We start from the raw sequence: 24,860 nt of genomic DNA on the forward strand, positions 1-24,860 counted from the left end.
CCCCCCCCCCCCCCCCCCCCCCCCCCCCCCCCCCCCCCCCCCCCCCCCCCCCCCCCCCCCCCCCCCCCCCCCCCCCCCCCCCCCCCGCTTCTCCCCCTGCAGGGACGAGGTCCGGTTTCGAGCTATTTGGTCCAGGGCGATCTCCGGATGATCTCCACGAAGTCGGCCAGCACGTCGGCCTTGGCGTTGCGAAAGGCCGTGGCGGGGCGCTCCTTCCGGCCCTTGGCGAAGGCTGCCATGATCTGGTTCTTGAAATTCGGCCCGGGGTTAATCAACCGCCGGGGACGCCCGGCGATAGCCATCCAGCGTGGTGAAGAACGGGGAGGGCTCCAGCGTCGGGTCGCCCGTGTAGCCAAGATCCCGGGCAACCGACTCGAACGGGGAATAGGGCGAATCGGTGTCCGCCAGGCCTTCATCCATCGCACTGGCCGCAACGGCGGCCACGCGGGCCTCGATGTCGATCGCCTCTTGGAGCGCTTTCCGGGCACCGAAGGCATCCAACTCCACATCGTAGGCCACCCCGTCGGCGCCACGGTAGGGGTGTCCGAGGTACAGATGGTTCGGTCGCACCTCGTCGCGCAGGTAGATCAGGGATTTGCGGTAGGCCTCCGGATCCTCGTACCCGGGGAACCCGTTCGCGGCACCGTGGATCTGCACCGCGTCGCCCACTAAGACCGAGTTCTGCCCGTCCACAACGTAGGCCACCGAGCCTTCGGTGTGGCCCGGGATGTGGTGGACCGAGACGGTCACGTCCCCGCCCAGGGACAGGATCTCGCCGCCGGAGACCAGGACGTCGGGCTCCATTTCCCCGGAGATCACCTGGCCCGCCGCCTTGGTCTGGTTGTCGATTCCGGCGGGATCGTTCAGGTACTGTGCCCGCACGTCCACGTACTGTTCCAGGTGCGCGGCCCGCGAGCGCATTAGCGGTGCGTCCTTCTCGTGGATGACCACCTTGGCGCGGCGGCCGGTCAGCTCCCACAAGGCGAATGCGCCGCCCATGTGGTCGATATGCCCGTGGGTCAGCAGGATCCAGCGCACATCCTCGATGTTCCGCCCCAGCTTCCTCAGCTCCTCCACCATGCCCTCGGAAGGTGAGGAGGCAATCCCGGTGTCCACGATGGCGGGCTCGGGAGCGTCGATGTAGAAGCTGTAGAGACCGAACCGGCCCCAGGGCGACACCAGCGGGTGGACGTTCACTTCTTTGCTCATCGATTTTCTCCTTGTATCGGAACCTGGCGAGGGGTCCACCACCATCATCGGCCACGCCAGTGGCGTGCCGCGCCTTTCGGCCCGCTGCGCAGTCCACGCGACGCATTGCGACCTGAGGACTTGGACACTTCAACTTTATTATAATAATATGTAAATGTCATGCTCCGCAAAGCGTGCCCGCCAGAGGGAAGCCTGGCACCAAAGACGTTGACAAGGAAGTTGCACACCCATGACCGATTTCACGATGTTCAATGCCGGCGGCCAGCCGATTGCCATCCGCAAGGACCTGCGCGTGCCGATGCGAGACGGCGTCATCCTTGCCGCCGACGCCTACCAGGGCACCGATGACAAGCCGCGCCCTGCCCTCGTTGCGTTGAGCCCCTACGGCAAGGAACTCCAGGCCCTGGCCCTGACCACTCCCCCGCAGCGCCGGCCCTCGCCCATGTGGGACGGCTGCATCGAGGCCGGCGACATCGCCCGCATCGTGGCTGAGGACTACGTCCACGTCATCGGCGACCTGCGCGGCTCGGGTGACTCCGAGGGCGAGCACATCGGCAACTACAACGCCGGCGGGGTCTCCCTGGGCCAGGACGCCTACGACTTCATCGAGTGGGTGGCGGCCCAGCCGTGGTGCGACGGCAACGTCGGCATGGTCGGCATCTCCTACTTCGGCTCCATGCAGGTGCTCGCCGCCGCGGAGCGTCCGCCGAGCCTCAAGGCAATCTTCGTCTCCGGCGGCCACTACGACTTCTACGAGACCACCTACCACGGCGGGGTCATGTGGTTCATGCCGCGTGCCGCGCGCGAGGGCCGCGGAGGCGACTCCGGCTGGGCCTTCACCGACGGGGTGAAATCCCGCATGGTTGAGAAGTACTCCAAGGAAGAGCTCAGCGAGCTCGTCACAAAGCGCCTTGAGGATCCCGACGTCGCCGCCTGGCCGAATCTGGTCCACGTGCTGAACTACCCCAAGAACCATGAGGCATGGTTCGACATCGTCATGAACGAGTTGGACGGCGACTGGTACGAGGAACGCAACCCGATCAACCTGGCCAAGAACATCGATATCCCGGTCTGGCTGCAATTGGACCAGGGCCGCGGCTGGACGCTGGATGGAACCATTGAGCTCTTCGATACGCTCAAGGGACCCAAGAAGCTGGACATCGGACCCTACCCGCCGATGCAGTCGCGCCCGTTCATCGAGGAGCACGACAAGATGTTCAGGTGGTACGACTACTGGATCAAGGGCATCGAGAACGGCGTGATGGACGAACCTGCCGTGAGCGTCTTCGTCGAGGGCTCGCGCGAAACCGTCACAGCCGATTCCTGGCCGCCGAAGGAGATCGAGTACACGAACCTCTACCTGCGCCCGCGCCACAAGCTCTCCACCGAGCCCGAAACCATGGGTGTTGAATATGTCGCCCCGGACGGCTTCTACCAGGCCCCGCTGACAGTGACGGACAAGGTGGAGATCATCAAGTGGGAGACCCCGGTCTTCGAGGAAGCCTGCGAAATGATGGGCACCGGAGCCGCACACATCTTTGCCGAGATCGATGCCGTGGACACCAACTTCATCCTGCGCCTGTGGGACTACGCGCCCACGAGCAAGCGCCAGCTGATCACCACCGGCTACCTCAAGGCCTCGCACAATGAGCTCGACGAGCGCACCACCGAGGGCAACCCGTACCACCCGCATACCCGCGCGGTGCCGGTCGAGCCCGGGAAGATCGAGGAGTACGTGCTGCGCCTCTACCCGTTTGCGAATACCTTCATGCCCGGTCACAAGCTGGTGGCGGAGCTCTCCAACGCCGAGCCGCTGAGCGACGAGCACAACTCGTTGCTTCCCCCCGACGCCTTCCACCTGCCGGTGGGCCGGCCCGTCACGCACAAGATCTACCGCGACGCCGCACACCGGTCCCGGCTGGTACTGCCGTTCACCACGGGCAAGGCGGCCGGCGCCCAGGAGAATTAAACCCCCGGGCAAAGCGCTCTCGAATGGGCTGAGGCCGCGACCTCCAGGATTCTCCTGGAGGTCGCGGCCTCAGCCGTTAAAGAAGGTGGAAGGAATGCCCTTCCACAGTGGCCGGCAATGGCCACCGGGGCAAAGCGCAATGCAGGATGGTCCCCTGAACGACAGTGCGCCGCCCCAGGGGGAAACCCATCCGGTCGCGTCCAAGTCATTCGAGCACTTCGCCGATGTCATGAATCCGACAGGCGAGCCACGCATTTCGCCCAGCCGGAAACTTCGCCCCCTTGGTTTGGTGCCCCACCGCAATTACGGACGCCAAAGGCCGGGCACCGTCGAAAACGGTGCCCGGCCCTTGGCGTGAAACCAGTAATTGCTGCGGCTATGCGCGCTCGGGAAGAGCGGCATCCATGTCCGGTTCCTCGGCGCCCCGCAGCCCGAAGTAGCTCAGGGCCGCCGCCGCCAGGGCGGCGATCGCCACCACCAGATAGGCCTGGGTGAATCCGGCGCCCAGGGCCGCAAGTGCGAATTCGCTCCCAGCGGCTCCGGGGACGCCCTCGGGCAGGGAATTCAGCGCGATCGGGCCGCCGGCCTCGGCGATCCCCATGGCGGGTCCGAGCTGGTCCGGAGTCAGGTTGGAGGTTTGCAGGGAGACAGCCAGGCGGCTTCCTGCCGCACTGAGGGCCACGGCGCCGACCAGCACCGGCCCCAGCGCGAAGCCGAGGTCGCGCAGGAGGTTGGTGGTGGCCGAGGCCATTCCGGTCAGCTGGCGCGGCACCGAGTTCACCGCGATGGCGGTCATCGGGCTCAACGTGAAGGCGAAGCCCAGGCCCACCAACAGGCAAGGCAGGATGAAGGCGGTGACGTTGCGGTCCAGCACGTCGAAGCCCGAGGCGATCAGCGCGCCGGCACCCATGGCAGTGAAGCCGAGGGTCATCAGCCAGCGGGAGCCGAAGCGCGCCTGCAGGCGTGAGATGATCGGGATCAGCACGAAGGCCGGGCCCTGCAACAGCAGGAAGAGCAGCCCGAGGAACAACGGGTTCTGGTGCTGCACCGGACCAAGCCACATGCTGGTGGTGAAGCAGGCGCCCAGGAAGGCGAACATTCCCACAACCGCAACCAGCGAGGAGACGGTGAACTGCCGGATGCGGAAGAGCCGCAGGTCAAGCAGCGGATCCTGGACCTTCAGCTCGATGGCCACGAACACCGCAAGCAGCACCGCGCCGACGATGAGGGAGCCGAGCACGTAGCCGGTGCCCCAACCGGCCTCGGGGCCCTGCACCAGGCCGAAAAGCACCAGGATCAGACCTGCGGCAAAGGTGAGTTGGCCCCAGATGTCCACGGATCGGGGGTGGGCGGAAAATGCCTCGCGGGCCAGCAGCGCAGTGAGCACCAGAGCGACCACGGACACGACGGCGACCACGGCGTAGGCGTTGCGCCAGGAGCCGAGACCGGCCATGACCCCACCGAGCAGCGGGGAGAGCGCCGAGCCGGCGGACAGGAAGCCGGCCCAGATGGCGATGCCCCGGATGCGTTCACCCATGTTGCGGCTCACCGCTGCAACAAGCGCCAGGGAGGCGGGGAAGATCGCGCCGGCTCCCAGGCCGTTGATGGCCGAACCCACCCACATCATTTGAACGGTGGGCGCCATGGCGCAGACCACGGAGCCGACTGCCACGAATGCGGCGCCGCCGATCACCAGCTTGCGGTGGCCGAACTTGTCGCCCAGCAATCCGAAGGTCAGCTCGAAGACGACAACCAGCACCATGAAGGACGCGGTGATCCAGGTCAGCTGGGATCCAACGGTGTTGAAGGTGCTCTGGAACTCGCCGTTCAACGCGCCGGGCAGGGCGTTGGCGATCTGGGCGACCATCACGGTCAGCGAGGCCGCGACCATCGTGCCGCGAATCGATCGCTTGGCCAGGGAGGCCTGTTGTGGCGGTTGGGACTGGGTGGCCGCCGGCAGGCTGGCTTCCGAATCGTGGCTCATGGGGGATGACTCCTTGGTTTGCGGTGTGATGAAGACTGGGGAGGGGGGACCCGGCTGCCGGATGGCGGTGGTCCAATCTCCGGCACAAGGCCGCACCCAAAGGCGGCCTGCAAGGGGGGTCCCGTACGTCCAGTTTCGGCGTTCCTGCCTGCTGGACGGGGAAGTTTTTGCGCTTCTGACGCGAAGCCGGAGCGACTATGGCCTGGCTCACGTGGAATTGCTAACAGCATGGCATCTGGCAAGACGGAGTGTCAAGTGAATTTAGCGGGACGTTCCACAATTTCGCAATTTCGCCAGGGCCCGTGCCCTGGGACCCCTGATGCGGGGCACGGGGACGGCACCTGCCGCGGACAGCAAAAAACCGCCCGGCCAATGGCCGGGCGGCAAAGATTCGGTGGGAATGGCACCGGGCTACGAGCCGAAGCCCTCGTCACAGAGAAGGCGGTACCAGGACTCGGTCATGATTTCCAGGGCCGTGTCACGGTCAACGACCCACCCGCGGCGGAACCAGCGAACGGAGAGGAACTCCAGCTCGCCGAAGGCGAGCGTGCACCGGATGCGGCGGCTTGGTGCCTCGAAGCGACCGGCCTCATCCAGTCCCGCCTGCATGTTCCCAATGGCATCGTCGAACCACGCATCGATGGAGTCCTGGATATCCGGCTCCACCGCCGCGGCCTGGTGCGAGACGGTGACGTAGTCCTTGATGTCCGGCCACTGGTCGAACTTCCGCTCCAGCCAGGTCTTCAGCGCCGCGCGGTCCCCCGAGGCCACGACCTCAGTCAGCGAGGGGTTGTCGATGCCCGTCAGCATTTCATCGGTGCGCTCCACAAGCGCACGCACCAGCTCGGCCTTGGAGCCGAAGTGCAGGTAGAAAGTCGCCCGGGTGGCACCAACCCGCGTGGCAATGTCATCGATGGTGGTCGCGGAGTACCCCTGCTCGGCAAATGCCGCCAACCCTTCCTCCAGCAAGCGCCGGCGGGTCATCTGTTTCTGCGCTTCCCTCAATGTGGCCATGGTCTTCAGCCTAGACGATTCCGTGCTTCTCCCGGACCTGGGGCGGGCACAGGGCAGTCACTCGAGATTCTGGTGTGCAGAATGTCCTGGCACCGGGAAGGAAACCGGCCCTACGGTTGATGAAACAGATCACAACGCCGCCTTTGGGCGCCGGCATAGCGAGGAGCAGCATGCAGTTCTACCAGGATGGCTACCGCCCGGGAGACCCGGACATCCGTCCCGCCGCCCCCGGACGCCGCGCACCGGGAACCTTCCCCGAGCAGGTGGACGTACTCATTGCCGGCACCGGCCCCGCCGGGTCGGTCCTGGCCGCCCAGCTGGCCGAGTTCCCCGACATCTCCACACTCGTGGTTGAGCGCCGCGAAGCGGCCCTCGAACTTGGGCACGCCGACGGCGTCGCCTGCCGCACCGTGGAAATGTTCAACGGCTTCGGGCTGGCCGAGCGCCTGATGCGCGAGGCCTACTGGGTCAACGAGACCAGCTTCTGGGGCCCTGACTCCGCCGACGGGATCGCACGCACCGGCCGGATCCAGGACGTCGCCGACGGCCTATCCGAATACCCCCACGTGATCGTGAACCAGGCCCGCATGCAGGACCTGCTGCTCGAGCACATGGCCAACTCCCCTTCCCGGCTGGTCCCCGACTACGGACTGGAACTCATCGACGTAACCGTCGCCCCAACCGGCGACTACCCCGTCACCGCGACGCTGCGCCGCACCGGGGCCGAGCCAGGGGCGGACATCACCGTCCGCGCCAAGTACGCCGTGGGCTGCGAGGGCGCCCGCTCGAACACCCGCCGTGCGCTGGGCATCAAGATGCAGGGCGATGCCCGCAACCACGCCTGGGGCGTCATGGACATGCTGGCTGTCACCGACTTCCCCGACATCCGCCTGAAGTCCGCCATCCAGTCGGCCTCCGGCGGCTCCATCCTGCTGATCCCGCGCGAGGGCGGCTACCTGGTGCGCCTTTACGTGGACCTCGGCGACATCGACCCGGGCGACCGCGAGGCCCGGAGCCGCTTCACCGCCGACTCGGTCATTGAGGCAGCGCAGAAGATCCTGCACCCCTACACGCTGGACGTGAAGGAAATCGCCTGGTGGAGCGTCTACGAGGTGGGCCAGCGCATTGCCGAGCGGTTCGACGACGTGCTGCCGGAAGACCGCGGCACCCGCACCCCGCGCGTCTTCATCGCAGGGGATGCCTGCCACACGCACAGCGCCAAGGCCGGCCAGGGCATGAACGTGTCCATGCAGGACGGCTTCAACCTGGGCTGGAAACTTGCGGCGGTTCTGCAGGGCCGCAGCCCCGAGGCCCTGCTGGACACCTATTCCGAAGAGCGCCAGGTCATCGCGCAGGAACTGATCGACTTCGACCTCAAGTGGTCCACCGCGATGGCAGCCAAGCCCAAGGACCCGGCCAACCCGGAAGCCGGCGGGATGGATGCCGCCGAACGCCAGGGCATCTTCACCCAGGGCGGCCGATTCACCGCGGGATTCGCCACCGACTACCGCCCGGGCATGATCACCGGGGAAGGGACCCACGAGCACCTGGCCTCCGGTTTCCCGGTCGGCGAGCGCTTCCACTCCTCACCGGTCATCCGGCTCGCCGATGCCAAGCCGCTTCAGCTCGGGCACCAGGCCCTGGCCGACGGCCGCTGGCGGATCTACGTGTTCGCGGACGCCGCACGCCCCGACGCAGCCGATTCGCGCCTTGCCGCGCTCTGCACCTTCCTGGCCGAAGACCCCGATTCCCCGGTGTGCTCCTTCACCCCCGCCGGCGCCGACGACGACGCGGTCTTCGACGTGCGCGCAGTGCTCCAGCAGGGCCACCGCGAGGTGGAACCCGGGGATGTGCCCGCGTTCCTGCTTCCGCGCAAGGCGCCGCTGGGACTCATCGACTATGAGAAGGTCTTCACCGCGGATGCGGCGAACGACATCTTCGTCGCGCGCGGGATCGACCGCGAGCTCGGCGCCATCGTGGTGGTCCGCCCCGACCAGTACGTGGCCCACGTACTGCCGCTGGATGCCCACGCGGAGCTGGCCGGCTTCTTCGCAGGCATCATGCGCTCCCCGGCGCTCGTCTGACCTTGCTGCGGTCGCGGATCAGCCCAACCCGCGACCGCCCGTAGGATTCTGTCGTGCAGAAGATTAATCGGATCGTCAAACGGCCCGTCCACGCCATCGAATCGGTGGAAAACGCCTTGCGCATCCTGGTGCTGTTGCAGGAACGCGATGCGCTGCGCATCGTCGATGCGGCCAGGGAGCTGGGAGTGGCACCCTCCACCGCCCACCGGCTCCTGGCGACCCTCGTCTACCGGGGCTTCGCGGTGCAGGATCCGCAGAAGCACTACGCCGCCGGCCCCAACCTGCACCTCGATGCGGCCCGGAATCCGGCCAGGAGATTGGTCGCCGCTGTGCGCCCGCAGCTCGAGGCGCTGGCCGCGGCGACGGGCGAGACGGTGAACTTGGTGGAGCGCGTCGGGGCGAGCGCCCGGTTCCGCCACAGCGTCGAAGGTCCGCAGCTGGTGCGGATCGGTGACCGCTCCGGAACCGTGCTGCCGGCCAGCACGTCCTCCGCCGGGTTGGCCGCACTCTCGGTCCTCTCCGATGCGGCCGTCGCCCAGCTCTACCGCCGCCGGGCAACCCGCAGCGACGGGAACGAGCTGGACGCCGAGGGCCTGGCGCACTTGCTCTCCGAACTCGCACAGGTCCGGGCCAGGAACTACGCGATCAACATCGGCCGCACCGAACCCGAGCTGGCGGCCATCGGCGCTCCCGTGGGTCCGCTGGCCAACGGGAAGTCCTTTGCGCTGTCCCTCAGCGCACCGATCTCCCGCGCCGGGGACCTGTAGGGTGCCAGGAACGTTTCGCTGCTGCTCGCGGCCTGCACCGCTATCCGCGGCTCCCTGGACACGCAACCCGAATGACGGATGGCCCCCGACACCGAGTGCCAGGGGCCATCCGTCCACGGGCCGGAACGGCTAAAGCACCAGGAACGGGACCAGCAGCGAGGTCACGAACAGGACCAAGGCGCCGCCGATCCGGTTGGTCAACGCGGCGAAGGGCATCAGGTGCATGCGGTTCGCGGCGCTGAGCACCGCGACATCTCCGCTGCCGCCGGTATCCGCCATGACCAGGCCCGGGGTGATGGAGGCTTCCACGAAGTTGAACTTCATGAGCCAGCCCAGGATGCCGGAGGTCAACGTTGCGATCAGCACCGTCACGACGGTCAGCAGGATGAACTTCGGGTTGCTCAGCGAGGCTACGACCTCGTCCATGTTGATGTAGCTGATGCTCACGCCCACCAGCAGCGCCGGGACCATGGTGGCACCCACCATGTCGCCCCAGTCGGCCGTGGATTCCTCGATGTCCTTGGGCAGCCAGCCGAAGATCTTCACCAAGGCGGCGGCAATGATGGTCCACGCGTAGGGGTGCAGGACCTCGAGGTAGGAGCCGACCAGCTGCCCGAAGATGAACAGTGCGCCGGCGAAGAGCAGCCCCTTGCCCAGGGCAATGAACGAGGAGGCCTCGTTCTTGGGCGGCAGGGAGAGCTCGGACTTCTTGCCCTTGATGCGCATCAGCTCGCCGTGGCCGTTGAAGCCGACGAAGAACTGCTTGCGGGTCTTGCCCAGCCCGTTGTAGATGCCGGCGATGATGATGCACACGATGTTGGCGACCACGACGGCCGACATCAGATCGCCCATGAAGGTCGCCGAATCCTCACCGGTGCGGGCCGCGTACATCTCGCTCATCGGCAGCGCGCCCACGCCCAGTCCTCCGGCCATGATGGGGGCGGCAATGAACAGGATGCCCTCCATGAACCCGAAGCCGGTGGCAGCACCCAGCAGACCGACCAACACGAACGTTGCCACGAGGCAGCCGATCAGCGGCACCGCGAAGCGGGGTCCGGCCTTCAGCAGCAGCGCGCGAGGCATGCCCAGGATGGAGCCGGCGATGATGGTGATGACGAAGAAGTCCAGGAACCCGTGTCCTTTGACGAAGTTCTCCACGACCTCCACCAGGTTCGCCGGCAGCAGGTCGAAGGACATGAGTGTGGCTGGAATGAACGTGCACAGCACCGTGGGCAGGCCGAAGTCGCGCACCACCGGGAACAGGTTGCCGATCCAGATCAGCAGCCCGCCGAGCAGGATCGTGACCGTGAAGCCCGAGAGCATGGAGTCGGGCAGTTTGCCGGTGGCCGCGGCAATGAACACCATGGCGGCAAGCACGATGAAGAGCGCCACCGGCAAGCTGGCGATCCGGGTGCCGCGCGGGCCGGGGAAGTGCGTGCCGCGCAGCTTGCCGACATGGGGTTCCACGCGGCGTTGGACGCCGGGTTCGTCGGGGTGCTGGTTCTCAAGGGTGGAAACGGGGTTTTCAATCTGAGACATCGTCGTCCTCGCAGAATGATGGGGCGCACCGGCTCCTGGCGGAGACATCCCGGCGTGCGGTGGATGGGAGGTGTTTCTAGTGCCCGGTCAGGGCGTTCGCCGGCAGTGCCGGGGAGTTGGACACCGCGTCGCGGCCCAGCTGTACTGCCCGGTGCAGAGCGGCTTCGTCGATGCCGGTCTCGTGCCCGGCGGCGTGCAGGTGGGCCACGAGTTCCTCGGTGGCGAGGTTCCCCGCCGCGCCCGGCGCGAACGGGCAGCCGCCGTAGCCGCCCAGCGCACTGTCATAGCGCGTGATGCCGGCCGCAATGGCCGCGTCCACGGTGGCCAACGCCTGTTCGTGGGCGTTGTGCAGGTGCAGGTAGTAGGTCAGCTCCGGCTCGCTGTCCTGGATGTGGCGCACGGAATCCATGACACGGTCCGTTGGGGTGGTGCCCAGGGTGTCGGCAAGTCCGATCTGGGTGATGCCCATGGCCTTGAACCCGCGCACCACGCGCAGCAGGTGGCCGGGATCGATCTCACCCTCGAAGGGGCAGGTGAAGGCCGTGGAGATCCCGGCGAAGAAGTTGATGCCGGGGTGGGCCGCGACGTCGGCGGCGAGGGATTCGAGTGCCCGCTCGATGCTGGACCCGGCGTTCGCGCTGCTGTGGGCCTGGCTGGCGGAGGTCACCACCTGGATGTCGGTGGCGCCGGCGGCAACCGCCCGCACGATCCCCTTGCCGTTCAGGGCCAGGGAGGTGAACGTCGCCCCGGTGCCGGTCGGCAGTCCGGTGAGTACCGCGACGGCGTCGCCCATCTGCGGCACACGGGCCGGGTTCACGAAGGAGGCGACCTCGAGCCGCTTCACGCCCGAAGCCATCAGCGCTTCGGCAATCGCGAGCTTGTCGCCCGTGGAGACGATGACGTTTTCGTCCTGCAGGCCGTCGCGCAGGAAGACGTCGGTGATGTGGATCTGCATGTCAGTTCTTCTCCTTAACGCCGAGCGAGTCGATTTCCTGGATGCTCAGGCCGGCCAGGTCGCGCAGGACCTCGTGGGTGTGTTCGCCGAGTTCCGGACCGACCCAGGCCACGCGGCCCTCGTGCCCGGGGATCTTGGGAACCACGCCGGGGAAGCGGATCAGCTCGGGTTCGTCCTCGATGATCACCTCGTGGGTTTGGATCATGTCGCGGGCCAGGTAGTGCTCGTCCTTGGCGATAGAGGGGGCGTCGTAGACCGGACCGGCCGGCACCCCGGCGGTGTCCAGCTCGTTGAGCACCTCGGCCAGCGGCATCGAGGACGTCCAGACGGCAATGGCTCCGTTGAGTTCCTCCTCGCGCGCCCCCCGGCCCTCGGTGGTCAGCAGGGTCGCATCGGCGGCGAGGTCTTCGCGTCCGATGGCCTTCATAAGGCGGATGAACACGGAGTTGGAGTTGCCGCCGATCACAACCTCCAGGTCGTCCCCGCACGGGTAGGAACCGGTGGGCACCACGCCCGGCAACGCGCCGCCGGTGCGCTTTCGGACCATGCCGTAGGCGTCGTAGTCCGGGACCAGGGACTCGAGCAGGGAGAAAACGCCCTCGTAGAGCGCCACGTCGACGATCTGCGGGCCCTCGCTTTGCACTCCCTTGGCCTTCTGGAACATCAGCATCAGCGCGCCGATCACCCCGTACAGACCGGAGACGGTGTCCCCGACGCTGGCTGCGGCGCGGCCGGCCGGACGGTCCGGTTCGCCGGTGATGTAGCGCAGGCCGGCGAAGGATTCGGCCGAGCTGCCGAAGCCTGCACGGTTCTTGTAGGGGCCGGTCTGCCCATAACCGGAGATGCGGACCATGACCAGGTTGGGGTTCGCGGCGTGCAGCTCCTCCGGGCCCAGGCCCCACTTTTCCAGGGTGCCCGGGCGGAAGTTCTCGATGACCACGTCGGTCTTGGCCACGATCCTCAGGATGGCCTCGCGGCCCAGTTCGCTGCGCAGGTCCAGGGCGACGGACTTCTTGTTTCGGCCCATGGTCCGGAAAAGCATCGACGTGGTTCCGCGGGTCTTGCGCCAGTCACGCAGCTCGTCGCCGCCCTCGGGCTTCTCGATCTTGATGACTTCGGCCCCGAAGTCACCGAAGAGCCGCGCGGCGAACGGGGCGGCAATGAAGCTTCCCAGTTCCAGCACGCGGATCCCGTCCAGCGGCAAGGTGCTGCCCGGGAGGTGGAGATTTTCAGTCATGGTCTTCGCCCTTTTCCTCGGTGACTACATCGAAATTTCCCACACAATGGGATATGATTCCCTGCAGGCAGGAAGACAGTAGCAAGTGATTCAGGACACAGCAAGAGGCGTTGCGGCAAAAGCTTCGCATCCAGCGACCCGACCCCGGTCCTTGGGCGCGAAACCCGACATCACGGACTGTTTTCTTGATTCAGGAAAAATTGCGTCACAACCCACGGGCGGCAGGCACGCTCGCCCACACCATGAGGAGACAGTCATGGCCGAGTCGGCAGCAACCAGCAACCGCATGCTCGAACGAGTCGCCATGGTCCTTGATGCGGTGGATGGTTCGTCGGCCTCGGCCAGCGAACTGGCACGGCGCACCGGCCTGTCGGTGTCGACGGTCCACCGCCTGGCGCTGTCGATGGTGGAGTACGGGTTCCTGCGCCGGATCGATGACGGCGACTTCAAGCTGGGCCACCGCTTCGTGCGCACCGCGTTGGAATCGATTGCCGCCCCGGTCCTCACCGAGCTGCGCAATGCCACCGGAGAGACCGCACAATTGTGGATTCGCCGGGGAGAACGGCGCATCTGCCGGGTGACGGTGGACAGCCAACACGAGCTCAAGGCCACGCTCCCGGCGGGCTCCGTGCTGGAACTGCCCAACGGGTCGAGCGGGCGACTGCTCTCCCGCGATCCCGAGGCCCTCGATTCCGTGGAGCAACACGGATGGGTTGAATCGGTGGGCCGGCGAACCCCGGGCCTGGGCTCGGTCAGCGCACCGGTGATGCTGCGCGACCAGATGATCGCCACGCTCTGCCTGGCCATGCCGCTGGTCCGGGTTGAGACTTCCCCCGGCCTGGACTTCGGGGAGAAGGTCGTCCGGGCGGCGCGGCTGATCGGCACCGAACTGGAAATGGGCAAGCAACTCTAGGGATGCCTCCCCGGGCTCAGAGGCCCCAGGCCCGCGCGTTCGCCAATGCCTGCTCCACGTCCGAGGCCTCCAGTTTCCGATACAGGCTGCGCATCTGGGACTTGACCGTGTTTTCGGACCGGTAGTCCGCCTCGGCGATCTGGCGGCGGGTCATTCCCGCACGCAACTGCCTCAAGACCTCCTGCTCCCGCACTGTCAGCACCGGCCGCCTCGGCAACGGCGTGGGCGCAAGATCCAGCGCGTACCCCAGCCGCTGGAGCTCTTCGGGATCAAGCTCAAGGTGCCTGCCCACCTCGGACCACCCGGGGACCATGCCCAGAATCGCGAGTTCGTAGAGGACCCCCGAGTCCCGATGCTGCTGCTTCACTCGCTGCAATGTCGCCGGAGTCGGGCCCCGGGGGTTCCTGGCGGCGATATCCAAATACAGCACCAGGTTTCCCCGCCGGCGCATGCCCCCGGTGAGCGGAACTTCCTGAAGGGCGGCCAGGGCTGCGTCGGGATTCCCGCCCAGCAGGTGCCCGAGCGCCACCAGCAGGGGGTCCCTGTTTTCGATCCCGGTTCCAGGGCGCACGCCGCCGCGCTCCAGGATCTCGGCCAGCAGCAGCGTGTCGTCGAACAACCGCCGCGCCAGGGGCGCGGCCGCCGCGTAGCGACGCTCTTGGCGCAGGGAGGAGATCAAGTCCCGCGCAGCATCGAAGATGCCGGCATTGAGTTTCTGCAGCGCCAGCAGCTGGACATGCACGGGCCAGAATTCGTCGTTGTCCACGACGGACGGCAGGGCGCCCATCTCCACGTCGAAGCCGGCGTAGTCGAGCCGGGCCAGGGCCAGGAACGCACGGGCCATTGCGGCCGTGCGCTCCACCATCACCTTTCCCCACCCGACTTCACCGATGGAGACATCGTGCTTGGCCAGCCAGCGCATGGCAGAGCCGCTGTCCCCTTCCAGCACATCGAGCAGCGCCATCTTTCCTGCCACGTCGGCCAGCAGGAAGGCCTTGCCGGAGACCTGCGCCCAGTGGAAGCCCTGCTCATAGGCCTGGCGGGCCTCGGCATCGCGGCCGGCCAGCTGCAGGGTAATCCCGGCCTGGAGATCAACCATCGACACCAGGGCCGGGTTGAGCCTTTGGGCGTCAAGCGCACGGTGCAGCGCCTCGCGGAGGCGATGGGCTGCGGCCGCCGCTTCCGGGTAGAAGCCGGACTGCCGCAGGTGGAGCATTTCCAGAATGCCTACCGTCAGGGCGTGGGTGTTTGGCTTGGCGTAGAGCCGCACCGTGTCACGATGCAGGCGCTGGGCCGTTTGGTTGGTGGCGTAGTCGGGTTCGAACCCCGGCAGCTGCAGGGCAAGTCCGTCCCGGTCCGCCTGGCCCAGCATCCGCAGGCCGATGCGCATGTATTCGGTCTGGTTCGCAATGAAGCGCGGGATCTTGGCCGCGATCACGCCCAACTGCTTGGGGTTGCGCATGAGGATGTCCACCCAGTTCTCCAGCAGCATGTTCAGCAGCGCCTGCCAGCTGCGGCGCGCCACGGCCGACTCCACCGCTGCGCCCACCCCGCGGGTTGCGGCCACCGCGTTGACGGCGGCCTGTTCCAGCACGGCAGTGGACTCGCGGCCGCGCAGTCCAACCCGTTCCACCAACACCTTGCGCACCATCGCCGGCATCATCCAACCGCCTCGCCCGTCGGCTTGCACCAGGCCCGCCTCGACGAGTTCATCCAGGGTGTGGACCACAGGGGAAAATTCACCGTAGAAGGCCTCGATGGTGCGCCTGTCGTATGCCGGCAGGAACGCTGCCTCCGACAACGCCCCGTCTGGATCGCGGCTGGCCAGCCAGATGACCAGGCCGCTGCGGATGATCTGCTGGGCGCGCGGGCGCGCCTGCGGATCCGCTGCAAGGGCCCGCGTCGCCGCGAGCCACCCTCCGGACAATTCGTGGATGAGACGGGCCTCGTCCCGCTCGGCCGCCGTGCCCGGGCCGACAAGCTGCGCCGTCTCGCTGGCGTCCAGCAGCAGGTCGCGGTGTTTTGCCACGAGGCACGGGGTCCGCGAGGAGAGGTCCCAGAGGGAGGCGGTCGGCGCCAGGATGACGGCCACGTGCAATGTGGCATCCGCACGGAGCCGTTGAACCAGCAGGTCCACTTCGGTTGCCTCGTCGATGTCCCCGCCGGACCAGTCGAGAACTTCCCCTACCTTGTTCCCGATCCACGAGCGCGCAAAACTTTCGCGGCCGGTTCCGGCCGCGGCGCGGATGAACAGCAACCTGCACGTTCCGTCGTCCCAGGCAAGGAACCTCGCCAAGGCAGGATGAATCGTCTGTCGACCGGATGCGGCCCCCATGCCACCCCTTTCCCCCCCTATGCACTCGTTGCACGTTCACCGGTGCGCCGAGGTGGCACCTCCGGCTGTTCCCCAGGGATCCCGCCAGTGCCACATGGCGACGGGTCTCTTGTTACCTCATCTGTTACCTCATCCTAAACGCCATTTCCCCGTTTTGACCCTCTGTGGCAGCACCTGGACGCCGCCCCCCGATGGGCCGGGAAGCCGGCAGCACTTCACTGCGGCGGTTTTCGGCTCCTTCGGCGCGCGGCAGTTTCCCCAGGCTTCGGAATGTCCTCTCGGACACATTGGCCACCCGCGGTGCCCCCGACTCCCCTAGAATTGGGCTGAATCCCCTGTTTTTCGCCGCTTGTGCGACACCCTGCCCCTTAGTTGCGCCGGAGGGTCCCACCGAAGCCGGCGCCCCCGCAAGCCCATTCTTCCGAACGGACCCCCGCATGCCTTCCCTGCCCGCCACCGCAATCGCCGCGCCGACGCCGGTCGAACGCCAGTCGGTGCTTCGCACCCTGCGCTCCCCGAAGCTGCTAGGCGTGGAGATCCTCGGCGGTCTGGTGGTGGCCCTCGCACTGATCCCCGAGGCGATCGCGTTCTCCATCATCGCCGGGGTCGACCCACGGGTGGGGTTGTTCTCCGCGTTCACCATGGCGGTGACCATCGCGGTGGTGGGCGGGCGCCCCGCGATGATCTCGGCCGCCACCGGTGCGGTGGCCCTGGTCATAGCTCCGCTGGTGGCCAGCCACGGCGTACACTACCTGGTCGCGGCCATCCTGCTGGCAGGCGTGTTCCAGGTGCTGCTGGCGGTGTTGGGCGTGGCCAAGTTGATGCGCTTCATCCCCCGCCAGGTCATGGTCGGGTTCGTGAACGCGCTGGCGATCCTGGTGTTCATCGCACAGATGCCCGAGCTCATGGGCGTCCCGTGGCTGGTCTACCCGCTGCTGGGCCTCGCCCTGTTGATCGTCTTCGGCCTGCCGCGGATCACCACCAGGGTCCCGGCGCCGCTGGTGGCGATCGTGGTGCTGACCCTGGTGACTGTCTTCAGTGCCATCGCGGTTCCCACGGTGGGCGACAAGGGCGAGCTGCCCTCCAGCCTCCCGGAGCTCTTCTTCCCGCAGGTCCCGTTGACCTTAGAGACCTTCCAGGTCATTGCGCCGTACGCGCTGGCCGTGGCCTTCGTGGGGTTGCTCGAATCGCTGATGACCGCCAAGTTGGTCGACGACGTGACCGACACCGGCTCCAACAAGACCCGCGAGGCCTGGGGCCAGGGCGTGGCCAACCTGGTGACGGGGTTCTTCGGCGGCATGGGCGGCTGCGCCATGATCGGCCAGACCATGATCAACGTGAAGGCCTCCGGCGCGCGGACCCGGATTTCCACGTTCCTGGCCGGGGTCTTCCTGTTGGTGCTGGTGGTGGTCTTCGGCGACGTGGTGGCACTGATCCCCATGGTCGCCCTGGTGGCGGTCATGATCTTCGTGTCCTGGGCGACCTTTGACTGGCATTCCATCCGCCCCTCCACGCTTCGCCGCATGCCCAAGAGCGAAACCTCGGTCATGCTCATCACCGTCGTGGCCACGGTTTCCTCCCACAACCTGGCCGTGGGCGTGGGAGCCGGCGTGCTGACCGCGATGGTGCTCTTCGCCCGGCGCGTGGCGCACTTCGTCACCGTCAAGCGCACGGTGGATGCGACGGGCGAAACCGCCACCTACACGGTCAACGGCGAGCTCTTCTTTGCCTCGTCCAACGACCTTTACACCCAGTTCCAGTACGCGCTGGACCCGGGACACGTGGTCATCGACATGCACGCCTCACACCTCTGGGACGTCTCCACGCTCGCCGCGCTCGACGCCATCACGGCCAAGTACGAGGCCGGCGGCAAGCGGGTGGAGATCGCTGGCCTGAACGAGGCCAGCGCCGCGATGCGCGAACGCATGGCGGGGCACCTGGGCTAACTCTTCGGTGCCACTAGGGACCTCGACACGGCCCTGCTTCGGCCCTGCCCCGCACGTTTAGATCCTGGCACACTGGCACGGATCCCGCGAGCCCCTTGCCTTCCCGCCCGGATGGCTTCCACGAGGCGGCCTGCGTATTGCGTGCTCGTTTCGGTCCAGGCCGAATGCATGTCAATGGTTTTGCTACGTGTACGGTGCTGGCATGCTGGTGGTGTGAGAACGATCCTGACTGAACCACCCCGTACCGCGCTCAGCTGGAAACTCTTGCCGGCATTGTTGCTCTCGGCGTCCGGAGTGCTGCTTTTCGGTGTCGGCCACGACCCGGCGGGCTACGGCCTACTCGCCCTGGGCCTGATCACGGCTGCGATAATCGACCTCGCGCTCGCGCGCCACCTTGCGCTCATTGCAGTGGGACTGGCGATCATCAGCTTGGTCCCGTTGAACGCGGATTTGAGCATCCAGCACATGATCCTGATGGGTGGTGCACTCGGGTTGGCCGTGCTGGTGCCGTGGCTGGTCTCGCGTTTTGCCTACCGCGAAGAGATCATCAAATTTCCGGTGAACACCGGTCGCAAATGGCCATTGGCCGCCAAGCTTTACCTGATCGGTGTTGTAGCACTTGGCTACCTCATTTTGCCGGTGTACCTGATCAGCACGGGGGTCTACCAAAACTGGCCTGATGCATCGGATCCCATCATCTTTTGGCGGCTCTTCCTGGGAGTGAATGCTGTTGGCATTTGGGATGAGCTGTTCTTTATCTGCACCACGTTCACGTTGCTGCGGCGACATTTTCCGGACTGGCTCGCCAACATCCTGCAGGCGGTGATCTTCTCGTCTTTTCTCTGGGAGATCGGCTACCAGGCATGGGGCCCGCTGCTGACTTTTCCCTTCGCGCTGTTGCAGGGCTACACCTTCAAGCTGACAAAGTCGCTGACCTATGTCGTCACGGTGCACCTAATCTTCGACTTCGTTTTGTTCCTCGTACTGGTGCACGCGCACAACCGAGATTGGTTGGCGGTTTTCTTGTACTGAGTGCAGGCTGTCCGGGGCGGTGGACGAGTCCCCCGAGGACGATCCCTCTTCTACTCGTGTTTGAAATCGGGACGGTACGACGGTAACTGCCTGTTCGGCAATGATTGCCATGCTCCTGAGACGGATGCAGCCCGGCAACCGCAATGCCGAGCTCGGCGTCCAAAAACGCCAATGGGTTGAACCTTGCTGCAGCATGCGGTTTCTTGGCGATCGGGCGGTCGCGCCAAGTCCGGCTCCAGACCAGACTCTGTCGACCCAGCGCCCACAGGTAGCCTGAGAGGGTGTTGTGGAAAGTGGAGATGGCTGCAAAAATCGCAGTCATGATCGGCACGTCAAACACGGGCGCTCACCAATTGCCTCGCGCCAAGTTCCCGACATGGGACATTAGGGTGGCGGACTGCTCTTGCGCCTCTGTCTCGATCTGTTGAGATCCAGCCGAGTAGATGACCAGGAACGATGTCAGGCTTTAGGCAACTGCCATCAAGATCACGGAGGAATCGATGGCGCGCGGGACTGTTTACAGCCCGACGCCGCGTGGACAACTTGTCGCGATAGCCCCGGAAAAAGCGTCACCCGACCCAGTGGGCGCGGCGCGGTGTTCCCGACCTTGCCCGCACCCTCGGAAATGCCGGCCGGGCAAACCGCCCGAAAACCCTTCCACATCCACACACCGACACCGCACGGCCGGAGCCGCGATCCACCCCCTCTATATTCACCACAGACAGCGAGGACCGGGAAAATGACAAATACGACCCTGGATGGCATCCACCGGCAGGCTTATATCGACGGACAATTCACCGACGCAAGCGATGCCGCCACCTTTGAAACACTCAACCCTGCAACCGGCAAGGCCATCGCCAACATCGCAGCCTGCGGTCCCGCCGACGTGGACCGTGCCGTCGCTTCCGCCCGCACGGCTTTTGAATCAGGTGCCTGGAGCACGGCAGACCCCACCGTCCGGAAGAATACCCTGCTCCGCTTCGCGGATCTGATCGAAAAAAACGTGGCGGAATTGGCGGAATTGGAAACACTGGATGCAGGTAAACCGATCACCGATTGCCGGGACTTCGATCTCCCAGACGTGATCAATACGTTGCGTTGGTACGCGGAAGCCATCGACAAGGTTTTCGGCAAGACCTCACCCACGGGGTCAGGGCACCTCGGGATGATCGTCCGCGAGCCAATCGGCGTTGTCGGGGCAGTACTGCCGTGGAATTTTCCGGCCGCCATGCTGATGTGGAAACTGGCGCCGGCGCTGGCGGCTGGCAACTCCGTAGTCGTCAAGCCACCGGAACTGGCATCGCTCACTACGCTTCGCATCGCCGAGCTTGCCACCCAAGCGGGATTGCCGGACGGCGTCTTCAATGTCATACCGGGACTCGGCCATGTGGCAGGCAAGGCACTGGGCCTCCACCACGACGTCGACATGATCACTTTCACCGGGTCAACGGAAATCGGCCGCGAATTCCTTCGCTACTCCGCCAACAGCAACCTGAAGAACATCGTGCTCGAATGCGGAGGAAAAAACCCGCAAATCATCACCGCCGACAACGGCGACCGCCTCGACCAGATCGCTGCTGACCTGGCAGATTCGGCGTTCTGGAATGCAGGCCAGAACTGTTCGGCGGGGTCACGGATCCTGGTGCACGAATCCCTCAAGGTCCCCTTTGTCGCTGCCCTGGCCCGCGAAGCCTTGGCGCGCAAAGTCGGTGACCCGACTCTGGACACCACCGTCGTCGGGGCGATGATCGAGGAGGACGCCCTGGATCGTGTCTTAGGATTTATCGATCAAGCCAAGACCGCCGGCGCACGAATCGTCACGGGCGGGAAACGCGTCCTTGAAGAAACCGGTGGCTGGTTCATAGGACCCACGGTCTTGGACGACGTCACCGCCGATATGTCCGTGGCCCGTGAGGAGATCTTTGGCCCGGTCGTCGCCGTTATCGGTTTCACCGATTTGGATGAAGCACTTCGTCTGGCCAACGACACAGACTACGGTCTGGCGGCCACGGTCTGGAGCAGAAACATCGACACCGCACTGCGACTGGCGCGAGGGGTGCGGGCAGGAACGGTTGCCGTGAACGGCTACAGCGAGGGTGACATCACGACGCCCTTCGGAGGGTACAAGACCTCTGGTTTCGGCGGGAGAGACAACGGATTGGAAGCGTTCGAACAATACACACAGATCAAGACCATCTGGATCACCCTGCACTAAGGCCGCCAACCAGCGCGCAAGGCCTCCATCGGATGTGGGCCACGCCACATTGGCAATCCGCGGCTGGCCAATGCCTAAGTGAACGTCCGCTGCTTGCCTGCGATATCGGTGGCACGACATTCTCCCGCCGCTATGCTGGGGGAATGCTTCCCGAGATACCCGATCCCGTAGTCGTCGCGGCGAAAAAGTCGGCCACGCGACTCGTCCTGGCATTCCTGGCCCTGCAGGCCGCCGTAGTCGGCGCCCTGGTCCTCTACGATGCCTTCAAGCACCGGCAAAGGACGAAGCGCCCGAATTTCCCGCATCCCGGGGTATTCGAAGGACGCGTGGCGGATTCGGATGTGACGATCTACACCTACGGCGAAGACCTCTACGCCGACATGCTGGCAGCCATCCGGGGTGCCAAGACCCGGGTCTTCCTGGAGACGTTCATCTGGAAGGCCGACGACACCGGGAGGCGGTTCAAGGAGGCGCTGGCCGAAGCCGCCGAGCGCGGCGTGGAGGTCTTCGTCATCTACGACGGATTCGCCAACCTCGTCGTTCCGCAGTCTTTCTACCGGTTCCACCCGAAAATCCACGTCTACCGATTCCCGGTCCTGCGCCCGTCCAGGTTGTTCACCCCGCTGCGCAGCACCGGGCTGGACCACCGCAAGCTGTTGGTCGTGGACGACGAGACCGGCTTCGTGGGCGGATACAACATCGGGGACCTGTACGCCACCGAATGGCGCGACACCCATCTGCGAATCACCGGTCCCTCGGTGTGGGACCTGCGCCAGGCCTTTGTTGGCGTCTGGAATACCGTGTGCGCAGAGCCGGAGATCCCGCACCACCCCCCGCTCTCGTGGGACCCGCACATCCGGACGGTGAACAACATCCCGGCGCACCTGGTGTACCCGATCCGGGGCATCTACTTGGAAGCGATCAACCGCGCGCAGAGCCACATCTACATCACCACCGCTTACTTCATCCCGGACAAGCAAATCCTCCGCGCCCTGATCGCTGCCAGCAAGAGGGGCGTCGACGTCAGGCTCATCCAGCCGGAGGACTCAAACCACGTCCTTGCGGACTGGCTCTCCCGGGGGTTCTACACATCCTTGCTACGCGAAGGAGTGACCGTCCTGCTCTACCGCAACGCGATGATCCACGCCAAGACCGCCACCATCGACGGCCACTGGTCCACGATCGGCACCGCCAACATCGACCGGTTGAGCCTGACCGGGAACTACGAAACGAACCTGGAGATCCACGACCGGGCATTCGCAGCCGACATGGAAAAGATCTTCGAAATCGACAGCACAAACTGCAGGGAACTGACTTTGACTGAGTGGAAGGAACGGAACTTTGCCGCGCCGATCAGCGAAACCATCCTCATCCCTCTGCGCCCATTCCTCTGACCAGCGGCCCAGGCTCACGGGAAACTGAAAACCCTGTTCCACCAATCCTCCTCGCCGACCTCTGGATACATGGGGAACAAACGCGGCTGAGTGCCGCTGCTTTGCGCCAACCGACGCGCTCCTGCCACCCGTCGGTCTAGCAGGTGCGGCAACAGCCCCAACCAAGAATCCACGCAGGAACAAAGGAGACTGACAGTCCTATGTCGTCCTCGGCAACCTCGTGGAAGGTGCCGCGAGCAGAAGAAAGGAAAGGAGCACGCCCTGCGCTGAAGGCCAGCCCGGGGGCACGCCCGTTCCCTGCGGAATTGCGCGGCAGTTGAGCTTCATTTCTACGAAAAGACTTCCGAGACCTTGAGTTCGGATGCGTTAGCTGATGTTCTGGGGCATAACGAAAATTCCGACGCGAAATCAGGAGATTCGAATGCTGCCTGACCAATTAGATCCGGAAAATTTTTCTACAGCTCACATGCTGGCTGCCCGGTTTGGCAGTCTTATCGGACCATCCAACGAGTTCTATCGTCCAGGGGTAATTCGCCAGTTGCTCGATGACCGGGCGGTCCTGGTGCGTGAACCGTCAGGGGATGTTGAAAAAACCGAGCATCCGCGTGCGGCGCTTGAGGCTGTCGCCGCTTTTCTGTGGTCCTCTGCCCTGCGCAGCGTAGACGCTTCCTCAATAATGGGAATAGTCTGCAATGGGTTTCGCGAGTCAGGGATCGACGCCGTTGAAGTGCTTCCCTATCTCGATGGATATGTGCGCCTCGTTGACGAGCAAAGCGATCACCAAAGCACGTATGTCCGCGCAGCGGAATTGGCACTGGTTGAAGCAGTCCAGATTGCCGCGTTGACCGTTATGGAGTATGACGAGGTTTTCCTAAAGCGTCTGTCTCCCGGCGATTCTCGCGAAATCTAGAACAGCGTCGTTTAGAGTCGTTGCACGGCGACCGAAGCCTTAGAGTTCCTTCGCAACGCATCGAATCACCGGAACCATAAGCTGCAGGATGTCGCCTTGGAAATGACCTCCCGAGTTTCCCAATCGCCGGCCTGCACACCTTGTGAACCCTAGATGGACCTGTGTCGGTCAATCTCGGGAAATTAGCCTGAACGCCAAGATCGATCGGTCAGCCTTGGGGGCACGGGCCAGCATTGAGCGACCCGCGCTCCGCCAAGTCGCCCGGTGGCCCGCGGAGGAGTCGCTCGCGGTCCACGGAAGATGGGAATCTCCAGCCGGGCGACGGTGCCCACCAACCCAACCGAAACGAGAAAACCCACGGCCGTACACCTTGAGGTAGGCACGGACGCGGAGGGCTCATATCCCGTCCGGTGGCCATTTGGGGGACGGCGCTTCAGGACGAATACCCCGCGATACCCTCGGTGCACACCCACTGCAAAAACGCCGCAGCCCGTGCCGAACCGGCTAAAGAGTATGGCACCTGTGACGTCTCATTACCGCAATCCACCGCCGGATGTCATGGGGTGCGGATCCGGCGCGCACTATCGTCCTAGGATGTTCCCATGGGAAAAATCTCAAAGGCAAAACTGCTTGAATTATCCCTGCTCAACGCAGGCATTGGGCTTCGCAACACCTCGAAGCGGGGATTCAAAAGGGCAACGACCGCCGGACTGGACAATGCCCGGCAAGAGGTCTTCTCCCAACTGTTCAGGGACCTTGGCGGCCTGGAGGAATCCAACGGGGTCTTCACCGCCGGAGACTGGGACCTGGCCGATGACCACGGCATGTATCTTGAATTCGACGAGGATGCACATTTCCATCGATACCGGGGCCAAACGCTGTCCCTTCCCTGGTCAGCGCAACTCCCCTGGACAGATGACTACCAGGGGTATTGCGTCGATTTCGAATCCAAGGCACGAGTCTTCGGGGGATACTGGACCAGCGACGCGGCCGAAAGGCAATTCGGTCCTGCCGCGGCGAGGCGCGACTTCACGGGCAACGGCGGACCAAGGTGGAAGCAGCGCGCACTCTACGATGCCGTGCGGGATGCAGTGGCGCTGCAGACCGAGGGAATCGGCCTGATCCGCGTGTCGATACACGACCGGATCGACGGCGTTCCGCTGGGCAAGTTGCTGAAACCGGGGAAGCTTCTTGCCCCGCAAAAGCTACGGAAGCTCATCGCGCAAAGAACCATCCCCGTCGGCACAGTGGACCAATCACTCCCCCAGCTAGCCGGCTCCCTGGCGTAGAGGAACCCGCCCCATTGCTCGTCCCCGTACAGGAGGAGACTCCCGTTGGCCCTATGCCTGGTCAATCA

General features: G+C 65.1%; 17 protein-coding genes. 10 read left to right on the plus strand and 7 right to left on the minus strand.

Annotated features, from left to right (window positions below; genetic code table 11):
• Positions 1 to 267 precede the first annotated feature (267 nt).
• Positions 268 to 1,209 (minus strand): MBL fold metallo-hydrolase, encoded by a 942-nt coding sequence (locus ACIPUB_RS16320; protein WP_407608331.1) that lies wholly within the window; start codon positions 1,207 to 1,209, stop codon positions 268 to 270.
• 229 nt (positions 1,210 to 1,438) lie between these two features.
• Here ACIPUB_RS16320 and ACIPUB_RS16325 point away from each other — a divergent pair, with 229 nt between their 5' ends.
• Complete coding sequence (locus ACIPUB_RS16325; RefSeq protein ID WP_407608332.1) at positions 1,439 to 3,178, plus strand: CocE/NonD family hydrolase; 1,740 nt, start codon at positions 1,439 to 1,441, stop codon at positions 3,176 to 3,178.
• A 376-nt stretch (positions 3,179 to 3,554) separates the two neighbouring features.
• Here the strand turns inward: ACIPUB_RS16325 and ACIPUB_RS16330 are convergent, their stop codons facing one another.
• Together ACIPUB_RS16330 and ACIPUB_RS16335 are read right to left on the minus strand one after the other, a co-directional pair.
• The gene (locus tag ACIPUB_RS16330) at positions 3,555 to 5,162 is read right to left on the minus strand and encodes an MFS transporter (RefSeq protein ID WP_407608333.1); all 1,608 of its coding nucleotides are present in this window, start codon (positions 5,160 to 5,162) and stop codon (positions 3,555 to 3,557) included.
• Between the two features lie 411 nt (positions 5,163 to 5,573).
• Complete coding sequence (locus ACIPUB_RS16335) at positions 5,574 to 6,176, minus strand: TetR/AcrR family transcriptional regulator (protein WP_407608334.1); 603 nt, start codon at positions 6,174 to 6,176, stop codon at positions 5,574 to 5,576.
• A gap of 170 nt (positions 6,177 to 6,346) precedes the next feature.
• Between ACIPUB_RS16335 and ACIPUB_RS16340 the strand changes: the two genes are divergently transcribed.
• Both ACIPUB_RS16340 and ACIPUB_RS16345 read left to right on the plus strand, forming a co-directional pair.
• Entirely contained in the window at positions 6,347 to 8,260 is a 1,914-nt protein-coding gene (locus ACIPUB_RS16340; protein ID WP_407608335.1) for an FAD-binding monooxygenase, read from the plus strand.
• Positions 8,261 to 8,313: 53 nt separating this feature from the next.
• Positions 8,314 to 9,027, plus strand: coding sequence for an IclR family transcriptional regulator (locus ACIPUB_RS16345; RefSeq protein ID WP_407608336.1), 714 nt, complete (start codon positions 8,314 to 8,316; stop codon positions 9,025 to 9,027).
• A gap of 129 nt (positions 9,028 to 9,156) precedes the next feature.
• Here the strand turns inward: ACIPUB_RS16345 and ACIPUB_RS16350 are convergent, their stop codons facing one another.
• From ACIPUB_RS16350 to ACIPUB_RS16360, 3 genes are all read right to left on the minus strand, one after another.
• A complete protein-coding gene (locus ACIPUB_RS16350) occupies positions 9,157 to 10,566 on the minus strand; it encodes a 2-hydroxycarboxylate transporter family protein (protein WP_407608337.1) in 1,410 nt (469 codons plus the stop codon).
• 76 nt (positions 10,567 to 10,642) lie between these two features.
• Positions 10,643 to 11,521, minus strand: a complete 879-nt coding sequence (locus tag ACIPUB_RS16355; protein WP_407608338.1) for a hydroxymethylglutaryl-CoA lyase — start codon at positions 11,519 to 11,521, stop codon at positions 10,643 to 10,645.
• Between the two features lies 1 nt (position 11,522).
• Positions 11,523 to 12,758, minus strand: coding sequence for a CaiB/BaiF CoA transferase family protein (locus ACIPUB_RS16360; protein ID WP_407608339.1), 1,236 nt, complete (start codon positions 12,756 to 12,758; stop codon positions 11,523 to 11,525).
• A gap of 256 nt (positions 12,759 to 13,014) precedes the next feature.
• Here ACIPUB_RS16360 and ACIPUB_RS16365 point away from each other — a divergent pair, with 256 nt between their 5' ends.
• Positions 13,015 to 13,671 carry an IclR family transcriptional regulator gene (locus ACIPUB_RS16365; protein WP_407608340.1) on the plus strand — a complete coding sequence of 219 codons (657 nt, stop codon included), beginning with the start codon at positions 13,015 to 13,017 and terminating at the stop codon, positions 13,669 to 13,671.
• A gap of 16 nt (positions 13,672 to 13,687) precedes the next feature.
• Here the strand turns inward: ACIPUB_RS16365 and ACIPUB_RS16370 are convergent, their stop codons facing one another.
• On the minus strand, positions 13,688 to 16,006 hold the full coding sequence (locus ACIPUB_RS16370; RefSeq protein ID WP_407608341.1) for a LuxR C-terminal-related transcriptional regulator: 2,319 nt from the start codon (positions 16,004 to 16,006) through the stop codon (positions 13,688 to 13,690).
• A 437-nt stretch (positions 16,007 to 16,443) separates the two neighbouring features.
• Here ACIPUB_RS16370 and ACIPUB_RS16375 point away from each other — a divergent pair, with 437 nt between their 5' ends.
• From ACIPUB_RS16375 to ACIPUB_RS16400, 6 genes are all read left to right on the plus strand, one after another.
• A complete protein-coding gene (locus ACIPUB_RS16375; RefSeq protein ID WP_407608342.1) occupies positions 16,444 to 17,952 on the plus strand; it encodes a SulP family inorganic anion transporter in 1,509 nt (502 codons plus the stop codon).
• Between the two features lie 213 nt (positions 17,953 to 18,165).
• A complete protein-coding gene (locus tag ACIPUB_RS16380; RefSeq protein ID WP_407608343.1) occupies positions 18,166 to 18,984 on the plus strand; it encodes a type II CAAX prenyl endopeptidase Rce1 family protein in 819 nt (272 codons plus the stop codon).
• Between the two features lie 595 nt (positions 18,985 to 19,579).
• A complete protein-coding gene (locus ACIPUB_RS16385) occupies positions 19,580 to 21,199 on the plus strand; it encodes an aldehyde dehydrogenase (protein WP_407608344.1) in 1,620 nt (539 codons plus the stop codon).
• Positions 21,200 to 21,342: 143 nt separating this feature from the next.
• Entirely contained in the window at positions 21,343 to 22,593 is a 1,251-nt protein-coding gene (locus tag ACIPUB_RS16390) for a phospholipase D-like domain-containing protein (protein WP_407608345.1), read from the plus strand.
• Between the two features lie 421 nt (positions 22,594 to 23,014).
• Positions 23,015 to 23,503 carry a hypothetical protein gene (locus tag ACIPUB_RS16395; RefSeq protein ID WP_407608346.1) on the plus strand — a complete coding sequence of 163 codons (489 nt, stop codon included), beginning with the start codon at positions 23,015 to 23,017 and terminating at the stop codon, positions 23,501 to 23,503.
• Positions 23,504 to 24,105: 602 nt separating this feature from the next.
• Positions 24,106 to 24,792: a hypothetical protein gene (locus ACIPUB_RS16400; RefSeq protein ID WP_407608347.1), complete on the plus strand. Its 687-nt coding sequence runs from the start codon at positions 24,106 to 24,108 to the stop codon at positions 24,790 to 24,792.
• Positions 24,793 to 24,860: the final 68 nt, after the last annotated feature.

Source organism: Paeniglutamicibacter sp. ORCA_105 (assembly GCF_045798545.1).
GTDB lineage: Bacteria > Actinomycetota > Actinomycetes > Actinomycetales > Micrococcaceae > Paeniglutamicibacter > Paeniglutamicibacter sulfureus.